The organism is Delftia sp. ASV31, assembly GCF_016428765.1.
Taxonomy (GTDB): domain Bacteria; phylum Pseudomonadota; class Gammaproteobacteria; order Burkholderiales; family Burkholderiaceae_C; genus Comamonas; species Comamonas acidovorans.
Genome location: NZ_JAELTK010000011.1, coordinates 26,225 through 41,815 on the forward strand (window position 1 = coordinate 26,225; position 15,591 = coordinate 41,815).

At 64.0% G+C, this 15,591-nt stretch carries 13 protein-coding genes and 2 tRNA genes; 12 read left to right on the forward strand and 3 right to left on the reverse strand.

Going from position 1 to position 15,591, the window contains the following annotated elements; translation table 11 throughout:
* Positions 1-12 precede the first annotated feature (12 nt).
* The 3 genes from JHD82_RS06165 to JHD82_RS06175 all read right to left on the reverse strand — a co-directional run bounded on the left by JHD82_RS06165 (position 13) and on the right by JHD82_RS06175 (position 5,187).
* The gene (locus tag JHD82_RS06165; protein ID WP_199135736.1) at positions 13-2,475 is read right to left on the reverse strand and encodes an EAL domain-containing protein; all 2,463 of its coding nucleotides are present in this window, start codon (positions 2,473-2,475) and stop codon (positions 13-15) included.
* A gap of 332 nt (positions 2,476-2,807) precedes the next feature.
* Positions 2,808-3,797 carry a CoA transferase gene (locus tag JHD82_RS06170; RefSeq protein WP_199135737.1) on the reverse strand — a complete coding sequence of 330 codons (990 nt, stop codon included), beginning with the start codon at positions 3,795-3,797 and terminating at the stop codon, positions 2,808-2,810.
* 193 nt (positions 3,798-3,990) lie between these two features.
* On the reverse strand, positions 3,991-5,187 hold the full coding sequence (locus tag JHD82_RS06175) for an amino acid aminotransferase (protein WP_012205827.1): 1,197 nt from the start codon (positions 5,185-5,187) through the stop codon (positions 3,991-3,993).
* A 128-nt stretch (positions 5,188-5,315) separates the two neighbouring features.
* Here JHD82_RS06175 and uvrB point away from each other — a divergent pair, with 128 nt between their 5' ends.
* The 12 genes from uvrB to JHD82_RS06235 all read left to right on the forward strand — a co-directional run bounded on the left by uvrB (position 5,316) and on the right by JHD82_RS06235 (position 15,456).
* A complete protein-coding gene (gene uvrB, locus JHD82_RS06180; RefSeq protein WP_043782068.1) occupies positions 5,316-7,403 on the forward strand; it encodes an excinuclease ABC subunit UvrB in 2,088 nt (695 codons plus the stop codon).
* A gap of 225 nt (positions 7,404-7,628) precedes the next feature.
* The gene (gene iscR, locus JHD82_RS06185) at positions 7,629-8,165 is read left to right on the forward strand and encodes a Fe-S cluster assembly transcriptional regulator IscR (protein ID WP_012205825.1); all 537 of its coding nucleotides are present in this window, start codon (positions 7,629-7,631) and stop codon (positions 8,163-8,165) included.
* A 134-nt stretch (positions 8,166-8,299) separates the two neighbouring features.
* Complete coding sequence (locus tag JHD82_RS06190; protein WP_012205824.1) at positions 8,300-9,520, forward strand: IscS subfamily cysteine desulfurase; 1,221 nt, start codon at positions 8,300-8,302, stop codon at positions 9,518-9,520.
* 43 nt (positions 9,521-9,563) lie between these two features.
* Positions 9,564-9,962 carry a Fe-S cluster assembly scaffold IscU gene (gene iscU / locus JHD82_RS06195; RefSeq protein ID WP_012205823.1) on the forward strand — a complete coding sequence of 133 codons (399 nt, stop codon included), beginning with the start codon at positions 9,564-9,566 and terminating at the stop codon, positions 9,960-9,962.
* Between the two features lies 1 nt (position 9,963).
* Positions 9,964-10,287, forward strand: coding sequence for an iron-sulfur cluster assembly protein IscA (gene iscA, locus JHD82_RS06200; RefSeq protein ID WP_012205822.1), 324 nt, complete (start codon positions 9,964-9,966; stop codon positions 10,285-10,287).
* Between the two features lie 117 nt (positions 10,288-10,404).
* Entirely contained in the window at positions 10,405-10,923 is a 519-nt protein-coding gene (hscB, locus tag JHD82_RS06205; RefSeq protein ID WP_065346386.1) for a Fe-S protein assembly co-chaperone HscB, read from the forward strand.
* A gap of 84 nt (positions 10,924-11,007) precedes the next feature.
* Entirely contained in the window at positions 11,008-12,876 is a 1,869-nt protein-coding gene (gene hscA / locus JHD82_RS06210; RefSeq protein ID WP_012205820.1) for a Fe-S protein assembly chaperone HscA, read from the forward strand.
* A 25-nt stretch (positions 12,877-12,901) separates the two neighbouring features.
* A complete protein-coding gene (fdx, locus tag JHD82_RS06215; RefSeq protein ID WP_013802212.1) occupies positions 12,902-13,240 on the forward strand; it encodes an ISC system 2Fe-2S type ferredoxin in 339 nt (112 codons plus the stop codon).
* A 10-nt stretch (positions 13,241-13,250) separates the two neighbouring features.
* Entirely contained in the window at positions 13,251-13,967 is a 717-nt protein-coding gene (dnaQ, locus tag JHD82_RS06220; RefSeq protein ID WP_034394212.1) for a DNA polymerase III subunit epsilon, read from the forward strand.
* Positions 13,968-14,009: 42 nt separating this feature from the next.
* Positions 14,010-14,084: transfer RNA gene (locus JHD82_RS06225), tRNA-Val, on the forward strand.
* A gap of 37 nt (positions 14,085-14,121) precedes the next feature.
* Positions 14,122-14,196: transfer RNA gene (locus JHD82_RS06230), tRNA-Val, on the forward strand.
* A 159-nt stretch (positions 14,197-14,355) separates the two neighbouring features.
* Complete coding sequence (locus JHD82_RS06235; RefSeq protein ID WP_199135738.1) at positions 14,356-15,456, forward strand: NAD(P)/FAD-dependent oxidoreductase; 1,101 nt, start codon at positions 14,356-14,358, stop codon at positions 15,454-15,456.
* Positions 15,457-15,591 lie beyond the last annotated feature (135 nt).

Genomic DNA, 15,591 nt, shown 5'->3' on the forward strand with positions numbered 1-15,591 from the left:
GCGCCTTTGCCTCTAGCTGGCGGCCGGCGCCAGCGTGCCCTGCCATTCGCGGCGGGCGGCCTGGGCGCCGCTTTCAAAGTAATGCGTGTCCAGCGGCACGGGCCGTGCCAGGGCAAAGCCCTGTGCATAGTCCACGCCCACGGCCTGAAGGGCCTGGGCGATCTCGCGGGTTTCCACATACTCGGCCACGGTGCGCTTGCCCAGGATGTGGCCTATGCGGTTGATCATCTCCACCATGGCGTGGTTGCTGGGGTCCTGGAGCATGTCGCGCACAAAGCCGCCGTCGATCTTCAGATAGTCCACGGGCAGCTGCTTCAGATAGGTCAGCGAGGACATGCCCACGCCAAAGTCGTCCAGCGCAAAGCGGCAGCCCAGGGTGCGCAGGGCCTGGATCAGCCTGGTGGCACTGGACAGGCTGGCGATGGCACTGGTCTCCGTGATCTCGAAGCACAGCAGCTGCGGCGCAATGCCATGCGTGCTCAGCTGTTCCTGCACGAAGTCCAACAGCCCGTCGTCATCCAGGCTGGGGCCTGACAGGTTGATGGCGCAGGTGTCGATGTGGCGCAGTGCGGCCGGATGCTGCGCCAGCGTGGCCAGCGTTCTGGCGATCACCCAGCGGTCCACCGTGGGCATGATGCCGTAGCGCTCGGCCGCGGGAATGAAGGTGGCCGGCGAGATGATCTGGCCCTGCTCGTCGCGCAGCCGCAGCAGCACCTCGAAATGCAGGCCCCGCTGGCCGTCGGGCTGCAACGGTGCAATGCTTTGGGCGTACAGGCAAAAGCGCTCCTGCTCCAGCGCCATGCGTATGCGTGTCACCCATTCCATCTCGCTGACGTGGCGAGTGTACTCGCCATCGTCGCTGCGGTAGACGTAGATGCGGTTGCGGCCGCGCTCCTTGGCGCGGTAGCAGGCCATGTCGGCCATGCGCAGCAGGTCCTGGGCCGACTGGACCTCGCCGCCGATGTGCACCAGGCCGATGCTCAGCCCCGTGCGCAGCACCTGCTTGCCCCAGTGCACGTGCAGGGCCTCGGTCGCCTGGCGCAGCTTCTCGGCAATGCGCAGGGCGGGCTCGGGCGGGCAGTTCTCCAGAAGAACGCCGAATTCATCTCCGCCCAGCCGCGCGAGGGTGTCGGTCTCGCGCAGGTTGTGCAGCAGCAGGCGGCTGACTTCGCACAGCATCTCGTCGCCCGCCGGGTGGCCGCAGGTCTCGTTGATGAGCTTGAACTGGTCCAGGTCCATGTACAGCACGGCCGAGGGCCGCAGCCTGTGCTGGCCCTGGTTGAGCAGGCGCTGCAGGCGGCGCTCGAACTCGACGCGGTTCTCCAGCCCGGTCAGCCCGTCGTGGCTGGCATGCCAAGACAGTTGGTCCAGGTACTGCTGCTCGCGCGAGACATCCCTGAGCACGATCACCGCACCGGCCGGGCGCTCCCCGCCGCCGCTGATGGCCGACCCCATGAGCTTGACCGGCACGATGCTGCGGTCATGGCGCCGCAGCCAGCGCGTGTGCTCCTCGCGCAATTGCTGGCCCGACAGCAAATGGGCCAGCAGGCTTTCCGCGGTCTGGGTGGTGTCAATGCTGTTGAAATGCAGGCCCTTGGCCAGGTGCTGGCCCTTGAGCTGTTGCTCGCTGCTGCCCAGCAGGCCCAGCGCGGCGGGGTTGGCATAGTCCACCACGCCCTGGGCGTCCGTGGTGATCACGGCGTCGCCCAGCGAGGCCAGCGTGGTCTGGGCCCTTTCCTTTTCCGTCAGCAGGTCGTTTTGCACCTGCTGGCGCTGCTGCAGCATGCGCCGCGTATGCCAGAGCGCCACCAGGATCAGCGCCACACCCAGCACCAGATGGATGCCCTGCAGCCACATCACCATCTGCCGTGAACTGCGGCCCAGCGAGGCGCTGAACTGCTGGGTGGCCGGTGTGACGCCGGCGTTGATCTGCTCGATCTCGCGCTTCCAGGTGATGGCGTCCTCGGCGCTGACGCTGCCCACGGCGTGGCGCTGCTCTATCTCCTGGGCCAGCCTGTCGAGCTGCTGCAGGTACTGATCGCCTTGTTTCCAATAGCGATAAGGCTCTTCCAGAAGCTCGACATGGCGGAAGGTCTGCATGAGCCAGATCAGCGCCTCGGCATCGTCAGGGTGGTTGCCTCCCAGAAGAACGCCGTCACGCGCATCCTTGACCCTGGCTGGCACATCGTCCAGCGCCATGCGCGCCTGCCAGTCGCCCGCGGGAATGGCCATGGCCTGCTCGAAGCGCGCCAGATCTCGCGCCGAGCCGCTGTCCACATAGCGGCTCAGGGCGTAGATGGCGTCCTTCTGTGCCTTGGACCACAGGCTTTCCCCGGCCACGAAGGCGCGCACCGCAGACACCAGGTACAGGCTGCCGCTGGCCATGACCACCAGCACCACGACCACCAGCACCAGGGGCCAGATGCGCTGCACCAGCTGCAGTACCGGCACATGGGCTGGGGGCTGGCTTTGCATGGGCGGAGCAGGGGAGGGTTGGCCGTGTGGGCGGCTCAGGCGCTGGCGCCAATGCGCCGCAGAACTGGCGCCGTATGGCTGGGTGGCTGACGCGTCCCGGATATCCGGGCGGTTGATGGATGTTCTCGAACCATGGGGCTGCCTCCAGATAAGCCGATTATGGGTGTTTCCAGATGTGTTCGGGTTGTCCGGTTGTATGCGCACCTCCGATTTAAGAGGAGCGGGCTATTACGGTAAAGAGGGTCATTGGCCGCAGCGTGCCCGCATGCTGCGGCCAGCCATGACCTGCGCGGCTTGTAGGTTGAGGGCAGGTGGTGCTTTTGGGTGTCCGCCTACAAGCGGGGTGGTGCCTGGGGTGGGGCGGGCAGAGGGTGTAGGGGCAGATCGTGCTGCTCGGCCAGGTCTGCCAGCTCGGCGCAGGACAAGGGGGCCAGGAAGGCTTGCAGGGCTTCATGCATGGCGGGGCTGCGCATGCTGGCGATGCTGCCATCGCCATTCACCGACGCCACGGCGCACAGGCGGGCCGCGAAATGCGGCTCCAGGGCCGCCACGGCCACCGATCCATCGGCGCAGGCGTAGACGCGATAGCCTGCGTGCGCGCCGCCCACATCGCCATCGGGCCGGGTCAGGCCCCAATGCCAGGGCAAAGCCAGCCACTGCGCGGCCTGGGCCAGGCCTGTCTCCTGGAGACTGCCGTGGCCGCTGCGCTGGCGCAGCAGCCAGGCCTTGAGCACGGCTTCGCTGGCCATCAGCGCACCGGCCATGTCGGCAAACAGGCTGGGTGGCATGGCGCCGCCCTGTACCAGCCCCGCCTCGGCCTGGTAGGTCAGGTCATGGCCCGGCACATCGGCAAGGGCTCCCGCGCTGCCGACGATGCGCACCAGCGACAGCTGCGGATGGCGCCGCTGCAGCGACGCCCAGTCCAACCCCAGCTTGGCCAGTGCGGCGGGGCGGAACGAGGTGAGCAGGATGTCGGCCGCATCCAGCGCATCGTGCAGCGCCGCCTGTCCTTCCTCGCTCTTGAGATGTGCCTGCCAGACCGCAACGCCCTGGTGCATGTCGGCATAGGCTTGCGGGCTGTAGTGCGCCATCGGGTCTGCACCGGCCACGCCGGCTGTACCGGCCGCGGCGGGCTGTGCAGCCGGAGGCTCCAGCTTGCTGCACTGCGCGCCCATGGCGGCACAGCGCATCAGGGCGGCGGGGCCGGGCAGATTCAGGGCCAGACTCAGGATGCGCACGCCCGACAACGGCTGCCCGTTGGTGGGGGAAGAGGAGAGGGGCGCTTGTAGCGCAATGGGTTCAGGAGGCGCGTGATCGGGCATGGGAATGGAGCGTCTCGTTGTGCATTCGGTGTTTCAACTGCACGCATGATCGCACCCACGCCTCCAGGGGCCTGGCGCATACCGGACGGTGAGGATGCAAAAGCCGCCCGGAAAAAGAAAATGCCGCCAGGGCAATGCACCGTTGGCGGCATTTCTGCAAACCCGGCGCATGGCCGGGTAGCCGGGGCGGGGGTCAGACCACCTTGGCGATCGACTGGCAGACGTAGTCGATGTTCTTGCTGTTGAGCGCGGCCACGCACATGCGGCCCGTATCCGTGCCGTAGACGCCGAACTCGGTGCGCAGGCGCACCATCTGGTCCTTGCTCAGGCCGGAGTAGCTGAACATGCCGATCTGGGTGGTGATGAAGCCCATGTCCTGCTGGACACCGGCAGCCTTCAGGCCGTCAACCAGCTTCTGGCGCATGGCCTTGATGCGCACGCGCATCTCGCCCAGTTCCTTTTCCCACAGTGCGCGCAGCTCGGGGTTGTTCAGCACGGCGGCCACCACGGCACCACCATGGGTGGGCGGGTTGGAGTAGTTGGTGCGGATGACGATCTTGAGCTGGCTCAGCACGCGGGCCGCTTCTTCCTTGTCGTTGGCCACTACCGACAGCGCGCCCACGCGCTCGCCGTACAGGCTGAAGCTCTTGGAGAACGAGGTCGAGACGAAGATGTTCAGGCCGGCGGCCACGAACTTGCCGATCACGGCGCCGTCTTCGGCAATGCCGTGGCCAAAGCCCTGGTAGGCCATGTCGAGGAAGGCCACCAGACCCTTGGCCTTGACGGCGGCGATCACCTGGTCCCACTGCTCGGCCGTGATGTCATAGCCGGTCGGGTTGTGGCAGCAGGCGTGCAGCACCACGATGGTGCCGGCGGCGGCCGCGTTCAGGTCGGCCAGCATGCCTTCGAAGTTCACCTTGCGGTTGACCGCGTCGTAGTAGGCATAGGTGCCCACTTCGAAGCCTGCATTGGTGAAGATGGCCTTGTGGTTTTCCCAGCTCGGGTCGGAGATCAGCACCTTGGCGGCGGGGCTGATCTTCTTGAGGAAGTCGGCGCCGATCTTCAGGCCGCCGGTGCCGCCGATGGCCTGCACCGTGGACACGCGGCCGGACTTGACGACGTCGGACTCGGCGCCGAACACCAGGCCCTTGACTGCGGCATCATAGGCAGCGATGCCGTCGATGGGCAGGTAGCCGCGGGCCGTGGGCTTGTCCATCATCGCCTTCTCGGCGGCCTGCACGCATTCGAGCAGGGGCAACTTGCCGTTGTCGTCGAAGTACACGCCCACGCCCAGATTCACCTTGCTGGGGTTGGTGTCGGCAGCGAACTGCTCGTTCAGACCCAGGATGGGGTCGCGGGGGGCCATTTCGACGGCGGTAAACAGAGACATGAAGCGTCCTTGGGATGTCTTGGGAGGTGGAAAAAACGCGGCTAGCCCCAAGCTACGGTAGGCTTTCGGGTTAACCCATGAATTCTAGCGATCTCGCCGGCCGATACTCACTTTTGCGAACCCACGTCATGCACGAAGTCTCTGATTCCTCTCCAGCACCTGAGGCCTCCGGCCAGTTCGTGCATTTCGCGGACTCCCCCTTCGAGCTGTTCCAGCCCTATCCGCCGGCCGGCGATCAGCCCGCAGCCATTGAAAAGCTGGTCGAAGGCATCCAGGACGGCGAATCCTTCCAGACCCTGCTGGGCGTGACGGGCTCGGGCAAGACCTTCACCATGGCCAACGTGATCGCCCGCCTGGGTCGCCCGGCCATTGTCTTCGCGCCCAACAAGACGCTGGCAGCGCAGCTGTACAGCGAATTCCGCGAGTTCTTTCCCAAGAACTCCGTCGAATACTTCGTCAGCTACTACGACTACTACCAGCCCGAGGCCTATGTGCCCCAGCGCGACCTGTTCATCGAAAAGGACAGCGCCATCAACGAGCACATCGAGCAGATGCGGCTGTCGTGCACCAAAAGCCTGATGGAGCGGCGCGACGTGGTCATCGTCGCCACGGTCTCGGCCATCTACGGCATCGGCGAGCCCGAAAGCTACCACCGCATGATCATGACGCTGCGCACCGGCGACCGCATCAACCAGCGCGACGTCATCGCGCAACTGATACGCATGCAGTACCAGCGCAACGACCAGGACTTCAGTCGGGGCAAGTTCCGCGTGCGCGGCGACACCATCGACGTCTTCCCCGCCGAGCACTCGGAACTGGCCATACGCATCGAACTCTTCGACGACGAGGTTGAAAGCCTGCAACTGTTCGACCCGCTGACGGGCCGCGTGCGCCAGAGCATTCCGCGCTTCACCGTCTACCCCAGCAGCCACTACGTCACGCCGCGCGACAAGGTTCTGGCCGCCGTGGAAACCATCAAGCTGGAACTGGCCGAGCGGCTCAAGCAACTGGTGGGAGACGGCAAGCTGGTCGAGGCCCAGCGCCTGGAGCAGCGCACGCGCTTCGATCTGGAGATGCTCACCGAGGTCGGCCACTGCAAGGGCATCGAGAACTACACCCGCCACCTCTCAGGCGCCGCACCCGGCGAGCCGCCCAGCACCCTGACCGACTACCTGCCCGGCGACGCCCTCATGTTCCTGGACGAGAGTCACCAGATGATCGGCCAGCTCAACGCCATGTACAGCGGCGACCGCTCGCGCAAGACCACGCTGGTGGAATACGGCTTTCGGCTGCCGTCGGCGCTGGACAACCGGCCGCTCAAATTCGAGGAATTCGAGCAGCGCATGCGCCAGGTCATCTTTGTCTCCGCCACGCCGGCAGACTACGAGAAGACCCACTCGGGCCAGGTCGTGGACCAGGTCGTTCGCCCCACAGGCCTCATCGATCCTGAAATCGAAGTACGCCCGGCCACCAATCAGGTGGACGACGTGCTGCAGGAAATCCGCCTGCGCGTCGAACGCACGGAGCGCGTTCTCATCACCACGCTGACCAAGCGCATGGCCGAGCAACTCACCGACTACCTGAGTGAAAACGGCGTCAAGGTGCGCTATCTGCACTCCGACGTGGAAACGGTGGAGCGCGTGGAGATCATTCGTGACCTGCGCCTGGGTGTCTTTGACGTGCTCGTGGGCATCAACCTGCTGCGCGAGGGGCTGGACATCCCCGAAGTCTCGCTGGTCGCCATCCTCGATGCCGACAAGGAAGGCTTTCTTCGCGCCGAACGCAGTCTCATCCAGACCATCGGCCGCGCCGCGCGCAACCTGCATGGCAAGGCCATCCTCTATGCGGACCGGGTCACGGAGTCCATGAAGAAGGCCATTGGCGAGACCGAGCGCCGCCGTGCCAAGCAAATAAGCTTCAACGAGGAAAACGGAATCGAACCCAAGCAGATTGTCAAGCGGGTGAAAGACCTGATTGATGGGGTCTACAGCGAAAAAAGTGGCAAGGAAGCGGAACGCCTGCAGGCCAATCAGCTCGAAAGAGCGCGTGTCGAGGACATGTCCGAAAAAGATGTGGCCAAGGAAATCAAGCGTCTGGAGAAGCAGATGCTCGAACATGCGCGCAGCCTGGAGTTCGAACAGGCTGCGCGGGTGCGCGATCAGCTGGCGCTGCTCAAGGAGCAACTGTTCGGAGGCTCATCCGTGCAGGTTTCCTGAGGCAGCGCCTGGTCTGAAGCCCGTTAGCTCCTGTTACCCGACAAAATTGATGGGGAATGTGGTACACTAAGGGTCAACACTCAACAACAACAAAAACTTCGATGAAAAGAAGGGCTCTGAACCTTTTGAACAGGACGGAGTAAGGGCGGAGACTGTGCCCAACTCCAGTCAAATCGCTGGAGCGGGTGTTTCTGTAACGTACAAGCCTGACTGAAGGAGCTCGTAATGCGTCTCACCACCAAAGGCCGTTTTGCGGTCACTGCCATGATCGATCTGGCCCTGCGCCAGAACAATGGCCCTGTCACGCTGGCAGCCATCAGCCAGCGGCAACAGATTTCCCTGTCGTATCTGGAACAGCTGTTCGGCAAGCTGCGCCGCCATGAACTCGTCGAGTCCACCCGTGGACCCGGCGGCGGCTACACGCTCGCCCGCAAGGCTGGCGACATCACCGTGGCCGACATCATCGTCTCCGTGGACGAACCCATTGATGCCACCCAGTGTGGCGGCAAGGAAAATTGCCTGGGCGAAGCCGGCCGCTGCATGACGCATGAGCTGTGGGCTGCACTTAACCAGCGCATGGTCGAGTTCCTCGATTCCGTGACGCTGCAAAAGCTTGTGGATGAACAACTGGCCAAGGGCATCCAGATCGAGGACAAGCCCGTGGTGCGTCGCGCGATTTCCACGGCTCCCGTGGTCAAGCCCATCCGTGTGAATGCCCCGAACTCGGTATTCGCGCTGGGCAACGCCTTCGCCAAGTCCTGATCGACTTTTGACACCCTGAGGGCAGGGCACCGCCGCGCATGGCTGTGTGGCGCGGTGTTGTCCGCCTGGATGGATTCACCGGAGTTCATCGCCTTCCCGTTTTTTGCCAGCCTGAACCTTGATAAGAGCCAGTCATGGACATGACCCCGCATTTCCCCATCTATCTCGACTATGGCGCGACCACCCCCGTGGACCCTCGCGTGGTGGACGCCATGATTCCTTGGCTGCGTGAGCATTTCGGCAACGCCGCATCGCGCAGTCATGCCTGGGGTTGGGAAGCCGAGGAGGCCATCGAGAAGGCCCGCGGTCAGGTCGCAGACCTGATCGGCGCGGATCCCCGTGAGATTGTCTGGACCAGCGGTGCCACCGAGTCCATCAACCTGGCCATCAAGGGCGCGGCGCATTTCTACCAGGGCAAGGGCAAGCACCTGATCACGCTCAAGACCGAGCACAAGGCCGTGCTCGACACCATGCGTGAACTCGAGCGCCAGGGCTTTGAGGTGACCTACATGGACGTGCAGCCTGATGGCTTGCTCGACATCGAGGCATTCAAGGCCGCTCTGCGCCCCGACACCATTTTGGTCAGCGTGCTCTTCGTGAACAACGAAATCGGCGTCATCCAAGACATTCCCACCATCGGCGCGCTGTGCCGTGAAAAGGGCATCCTGTTCCATGTGGATGCCGCGCAGGCAACGGGCCGCGTGGAGATCGACATGTCGAAGCTGCCGGTGGACCTGATGAGCATGACCGCGCACAAGACCTATGGCCCCAAGGGCGTGGGTGCCCTGTATGTGCGCCGCAAGCCACGTGTGCGTCTGGAAGCTCAGATCCACGGTGGTGGCCATGAGCGCGGCATGCGCTCGGGCACGCTGCCTACGCACCAGATCGTCGGCATGGGCGAGGCCTTCCGCATTGCCAAGGAAGAAATGGCTGAAAGCAACGCCAAGGCCTACGCGCTGCAGCAGCGTCTGCTCAACGGCTTGAAGGACTTGGAGCAGGTCTTCATCAACGGCAGCATGGAGCACCGTGTGCCGCAGAACCTGAACATGAGCTTCAACTTCGTCGAAGGCGAGTCGCTCATCATGGGCATCAAGGGTCTGGCGGTGTCCTCGGGATCGGCCTGTACGTCGGCCAGCCTGGAGCCCAGCTATGTGCTGCGTGCACTTGGCCGCAGCGACGAACTGGCGCACAGCAGCCTGCGCATGACGATCGGCCGCTTCACGACCGAAGAGGAAATCGACTACGCGATCAGCACCATCCGCACCAATGTGGTCAAGCTGCGCGAACTCAGCCCGCTGTGGGAGATGTTCAAGGACGGCATCGATCTCAGCACCATCCAATGGGCGGCTCACTGAGCATTGGCCGGCACGCGAATCAAGTATTGAAGAGGTAGACATCATGGCTTATTCCGACAAAGTGGTAGACCACTACGAAAATCCCCGCAACGTGGGCTCGTTCGACAAGAACGACGAATCGGTGGGCACCGGCATGGTCGGCGCTCCTGCCTGCGGCGACGTGATGAAGCTGCAGATCAAGGTCAACCCCGAAACCGGCGTCATCGAGGATGCGCGTTTCAAGACCTATGGCTGCGGTTCCGCGATTGCCTCGTCTTCGCTGGTGACCGAGTGGGTCAAGGGCAAGACGCTGGATGAGGCGGCTGCGCTGAAGAACAGCCAGATCGCCGAAGAGCTGGCTCTGCCACCCGTCAAGGTGCACTGCTCCATCCTGGCCGAAGACGCCATCAAGGCAGCGGTCGATGACTACCGTGCCAAGCGCACTGCGGTGGTGGCCGCCTGATATGGCGATCTCGCTGACCGATTCTGCGGCACGCCACGTGAGCCGCTACCTGTCGCGACGCGGCAAGGGCATCGGCGTGCGCCTCGGGGTCAAGACCACGGGCTGCTCTGGCCTGGCCTACAAGCTGGAGTATGTGGACGAGCAATTGCCCGAGGACGTGATCTTCGAGGACCACGGCATCAAGGTGCTGGTCGATCCCAAGAGCCTGGCCTATATCGACGGCACGGAGCTGGATTTCGTGCGTGAGGGCTTGAACGAAGGCTTCAAGTTTCACAACCCCAACGAGCGTGATCGCTGCGGTTGCGGCGAGAGCTTTCGCATCTGACCGGCATCTGCCGGGTGGCTGGGCCTTTGTGGCCTGGCGGCATGCCCGGCAGACCCTGATTTCTTCTACTCCCTCAAGAGGCCGCCTTCGCTTCGGTGCTGGCGGCTTTTTATCGACATGAACCTGCAATCGGACGATTTCGAGCTGTTTGCGCTGCCGCGCCAATTTGCGCAGGAGCGCAGCACCATTGACGCGCGCTGGAAGGAGTTGCAGCGCGAGGCCCACCCTGACCGCTTTGCTTCGCAGGGAGCCGCCGCGCAGCGCGTGGCCATGCAATGGTCGGTGCGCATCAACGAGGCCTACCAGCGGTTGAAAGAGCCACTCAGGCGCGCAGCGTATCTCTGCGAATTGCAGGGTGCGCCCGTGCGTGCCGAGGACAACACGTCCATGCCCACTGCCTTTCTGATGCAGCAAATGGAGTGGCGCGAGGCGTTGGAAGAGGCGCAGGACGAGGCCGCCCTGGATGCGCTGGACGACGAGGTGCTGCAGGCGAGAAAGAACATGCTGGCTGAATGCGGTCGTCAGCTGGACGAACTGCACGATGCGCAGGCGGCTGTGCAGCAGGTCAGAGCCCTCATGTTTGTTGCGCGATTTGCGCAGGACATAGAGCGTCGCCGCGATCAACTGGGACAATAACCCGCGATCCGCACCTCCCACGAGAGACCCTCATTCACAAGGCAGGCCGGCCGGCCCGGACCTGCAATTTCCCCGAGTATTTTCATGGCGCTTTTGCAGATTTCCGAACCCGGTCAGTCCCCCGATCCCCACCAGCGGCGCATTGCCGTGGGCATCGACCTGGGCACCACGCATTCGCTGGTCGCCGCTGTCCGCAATGGCGTGGCCGAATGCCTGCCGGATGACCAGGGCCGAGTGCTGCTGCCTTCTGTCGTGCGCTATCTGCCCCAGGGCCGCCGTGAGATCGGCCACGCCGCACAGGCTGCACTGTCTACCGATGCGGGCAACACCATTGCCTCGGCCAAGCGCTTCATGGGCCGCACGCTGGCTGACATCGATGCGCCGGAAAAGCTGCCTTACCGCTTTGCGGAGCAGGAGGCCGGCCGTGGCGTGATCGGGATCGAGACCGTCGATGGCACCAAGACAGCCGTGGAGGTCAGTGCCGAGATCCTGGCTACGCTGCGTTTCCGTGCCGAAGACACCTTCAATGACGACATCCATGGCGCCGTCATCACCGTGCCCGCCTACTTTGACGATGCGCAACGCCAGGCCACCAAGGATGCGGCAAAGCTCGCCGGCATCAACCTGCTGCGCCTGATCAACGAGCCCACGGCTGCAGCCATTGCCTACGGCCTGGACAACGGCTCCGAAGGCGTCTACGCCGTCTACGACCTGGGTGGCGGCACTTTCGATATTTCTATCCTGCGCCTGTCCCAGGGTGTGTTCGAAGTCGTCTCCACTGGCGGCGATTCGGCCCTGGGGGGTGACGACTACGACGCGGCTTTGGCCGAGTGGGTGGCCCAGCAGACCGGCGTGGTTCCCCAGACGGCCGAGGACAAGGCCCGCTGGCGCATGGCGGCACGCCTTTGCAAGCAGGCATTGACGGATGCACAGGTCGCAACGCTCACGGCCGAGCTGTCTACCGGCGCTGTGCATTTCGATGTAAAGCGCAGCGATTTCGATGCGAGCACGGCCCATCTGACGGCACGTTCGCTGGCGGCCGTGCGCCGCGCGCTCAAGGACGCAGGGCTGGCGCGCGACGAAGTGCAGGGCGTGGTGCTGGTCGGCGGTTCCACCCGCATGCCCCAGGTGCGCGAGGCCGTGGCCGAGTTCTTTGGCCGCGATCCTCTCATCAATCTCAACCCCGACGAAGTCGTCGCGCTGGGGGCCGCCATCCAGGCCAACCAGCTCGCTGGCAACAGCTCCAGCGGCGACATGCTGCTGCTCGACGTGATTCCTCTGTCCCTGGGCGTGGAGACCATGGGCGGCCTTGTCGAGCGAATCATCAGCCGCAACGAGACCATTCCCACAGCCCGTGCCCAGGACTTCACCACCTACAAGGATGGTCAGACGGCCCTGGCCGTCCATGTGGTGCAGGGCGAGCGCGATCTGGTGGCGGACTGCCGCAGCCTGGCGCGTTTCGAGCTGCGCGGCATCCCGCCCATGGCGGCTGGCGCGGCCCGCATCCGTGTGACCTTCACCGTGGATGCCGACGGCCTGCTGTCGGTAGGCGCCAAGGAGCAGACCAGTGGCGTCGAGGCCCATATCCATGTCAAGCCGTCGTACGGCCTGTCGGACGACGAGGTTGCCCGCATGCTGCAGGACGGCTTTGCCACGGCCCAGCAGGATATGCAGGCCCGCGCACTGGTGGAGGCACGTGTCGACGCCGATCGCATGCTGATGGCCACCGAAAGCGCTCTGCAGGCCGATGGCGATGTGCTCGCCGCGGACCAACGCGCAGCCATCGATGCGCTGATCGACGCCCTGCGTGCCAGCGTGGGCTCCGAGGATGCCGCCGTCATCGAGGCCGCGACACAAGCGCTGGCCAAGGGCACGGAGTCCTTCGCCGCCGAGCGCATGAACCGCAGCATCCAGCAGGCCCTGGCCGGCAAGAGCGTGCAATCCCTTTCCTGATTTCTGATCCGACAGCAGATCCGTCATGCCCGTTATCAAAATACTTCCCCACGCCGAATACTGTCCCCAGGGAGCCGAAATCGAGGCGCCCGCCGGAACCTCGATCTGCGAGGCCCTGCTGGACAACAACATCAAGATCGAACATGCCTGCGACATGAGCTGCGCATGCACCACCTGCCATGTGGTGGTCAAGGCGGGCTACAACTCGCTGAACGAGGCCGAGGAAGAGGAAGAAGACCTGCTGGACCGCGCCTGGGGCCTGCAGCCGCAGTCCCGACTGTCCTGCCAGGCCATCCTGGCACGCGAGGACGTGACCATCGAGATTCCCAAGTACTCGCTCAATCACGCCAAGGAAAACCACTGAGGGCCAGCGCATGTCGCGTCAAATCATTCTCGACACTGAAACCACTGGCCTGTCAGCCGACAACGGCGACCGGCTCATCGAGCTGGGCTGCGTGGAGATGGTCAACCGCAAGCTGACCGGCAACAACCTGCATCTGTATTTCAATGCGGGGCGCGACAGCCATCCGGACGCGCTGCGCGTGCACGGCATCACCACCGAATTCCTCAAGGACAAGCCGCGCTTCGAGCACAAGGTCGAGGAGATCTGGGAGTACCTGCAGGGCGCCGAGCTCATCATCCACAACGCGCCATTTGACCTGGGATTCCTGAACAAGGAGCTGGAGCTCGCCAACCGCCCGCCGATCCGCCAGTGCGTGAGCGGGGTCATCGACACCCTGGTCATGGCCAAGGAGATGTTCCCTGGCAAGCGCAACTCGCTCGATTCGCTGTGCGATCGCCTGGAGGTGGACAACTCCGGGCGCACGCTGCACGGCGCCTTGCTGGATGCGGAGCTGCTGGCCGATGTCTACATCAACCTCACGCGGGGCCAGGAGGCCCTGTTGATGGCGGAAGAGCCTGTCCAGTCCGAGGGTGGGCTGGTCGTGGCGCAGGTGGATCTGGCCAGCTTCAAGCTGCGCGTGGTGCACGCCAATGATCAGGAGCTGGCCGCACACGAGGATGTGATGGTGCAGATGGACAAATCGAGCGGCGGCAAGACAATTTGGCGCGGCTTCGAAAATCAGTCCTAGAAGTTATGACATAATCTAAGTCTTGTCGCAGTAACGACATATGGGTGATTAGCTCAGCGGTAGAGCACTGCCTTCACACGGCAGGGGTCACATGTTCGATCCATGTATCACCCACCATTTTTTCCAAAGAGGTTGGCCTAGCAGCCGGCTTCGCGGGTGATTAGCTCAGCGGTAGAGCACTGCCTTCACACGGCAGGGGTCACATGTTCGATCCATGTATCACCCACCAATCAAGCCCTCCTGAAATCTGTTCAGGAGGGCTTTTTCGTTTCGGCTCGGTGCATGATTTTCAGGCCCTGGAAATTCCAATGTGTCCAGATGATCTGTGGCGAATTCGTGTCTGACGCCGTCTGATAATCGGCTGCTGGACGGCGAAAGGGCAGACAAGATGAGCGAACAGGTCGATTGCGTGGTGGTGGGTGCGGGCGTGGTGGGGCTGGCGGTGGCCAGGGCGCTGGCGTTGCAGGGCAGGGAGGTCGTGGTGCTGGAGGCGGCTGAAGCCATTGGCACGGGCACCAGCTCGCGCAACAGCGAGGTCATCCATGCCGGCATCTACTATCCCGAAGGCTCGTTGAAAGCCCGTTTGTGCGTCGAAGGCCGGCAGCGTCTCTACGCCTACTGCGGTGAGCGCGGCATTGCCCATCAGCGCTGCGGCAAGCTCATCGTGGCAACGGATGAGGCGCAGCGCGGCCAACTCCAGGCCATTGCACGCAAGGCCGAAGCCAATGGCGTCCACGACCTGCGCTGGCTTGAAGGCGCCGAGGCACGTGCCATGGAGCCCGCGCTGCACTGTGCGGCGGCACTGCACTCCCCCAGCACCGGCATCATCGACAGCCACGCACTGATGCTGTCCCTGCAGGGCGATCTCGAAAACGCAGGCGGCATGGTGGTCTGCCATGCCGAGGTGCAGGAGGCAGCCATCCATCCAGGCGGCGTGTGGCTGCGCACGGCCGATGGGACGGAACTGACGGCCCGCACACTGGTCAATGCGGCAGGTCTTCATGCGCCATTGCTGGCGGCCCGTTTGCAGGGGTTTCCGCAGCAGTTCGTTCCGCAGGCCTTCTATGCCAAGGGCAACTATTTCACGCTGTCCGGGCGAGCACCGTTCTCGCGCCTGATCTATCCCGTGCCCGAGGCGGCGGGCCTGGGCGTGCATCTCACGCTGGACATGGGTGGCCAGGCCAAGTTCGGCCCCGATGTGCAGTGGGTCGAGAGCCCAGGTGATCTGCAGGTCGATCCCGTGCGCGCCGACGCCTTCTACGCAGAGATCCGCCGGTATTGGCCGGGTCTGGCCGATGGCGCGCTGGTGCCCGGCTACGCCGGCATCCGCCCCAAGATCAGCGGCCCCGGCGAGGCCGCCGCAGACTTCGAGATTCAGGGGCCTCAGACCCACGGCGTTGCGGGCGTGGTGCAACTGCTGGGTATCGAGTCACCGGGATTGACCAGCTGCCTGGCCATTGGCGCGCACGTGGCGCAATTGCTGGCCTGAGGATCTGCCGGTTCACGACACACGGCCACGGCAGGCCTTGTCTGACAAGGCTCAGGCCCCCTCGCTTCCCGGAAGCCCGGGAACAATTGGATAAGATGCTTGCATGTAACAAGGGCCTAGCCCATGTTGCGTGAC

Excerpts from the sequence above, each read along its gene's own strand:
- JHD82_RS06165 (WP_199135736.1), bottom strand. The coding sequence starts at position 2,475 with ATGCAAAGCCAGCCCCCAGCCCATGTGCCGGTACTGCAGCTGGTGCAG.
- JHD82_RS06170 (WP_199135737.1), bottom strand. The coding sequence starts at position 3,797 with ATGCCCGATCACGCGCCTCCTGAACCCATTGCGCTACAAGCGCCCCTC.
- JHD82_RS06175 (WP_012205827.1), bottom strand. The coding sequence starts at position 5,187 with ATGTCTCTGTTTACCGCCGTCGAAATGGCCCCCCGCGACCCCATCCTG.
- uvrB (WP_043782068.1), top strand. The coding sequence starts at position 5,316 with ATGCACGAAGTCTCTGATTCCTCTCCAGCACCTGAGGCCTCCGGCCAG.
- iscR (WP_012205825.1), top strand. The coding sequence starts at position 7,629 with ATGCGTCTCACCACCAAAGGCCGTTTTGCGGTCACTGCCATGATCGAT.
- JHD82_RS06190 (WP_012205824.1), top strand. The coding sequence starts at position 8,300 with ATGGACATGACCCCGCATTTCCCCATCTATCTCGACTATGGCGCGACC.
- iscU (WP_012205823.1), top strand. The coding sequence starts at position 9,564 with ATGGCTTATTCCGACAAAGTGGTAGACCACTACGAAAATCCCCGCAAC.
- iscA (WP_012205822.1), top strand. The coding sequence starts at position 9,964 with ATGGCGATCTCGCTGACCGATTCTGCGGCACGCCACGTGAGCCGCTAC.
- hscB (WP_065346386.1), top strand. The coding sequence starts at position 10,405 with ATGAACCTGCAATCGGACGATTTCGAGCTGTTTGCGCTGCCGCGCCAA.
- hscA (WP_012205820.1), top strand. The coding sequence starts at position 11,008 with ATGGCGCTTTTGCAGATTTCCGAACCCGGTCAGTCCCCCGATCCCCAC.
- fdx (WP_013802212.1), top strand. The coding sequence starts at position 12,902 with ATGCCCGTTATCAAAATACTTCCCCACGCCGAATACTGTCCCCAGGGA.
- dnaQ (WP_034394212.1), top strand. The coding sequence starts at position 13,251 with ATGTCGCGTCAAATCATTCTCGACACTGAAACCACTGGCCTGTCAGCC.
- JHD82_RS06235 (WP_199135738.1), top strand. The coding sequence starts at position 14,356 with ATGAGCGAACAGGTCGATTGCGTGGTGGTGGGTGCGGGCGTGGTGGGG.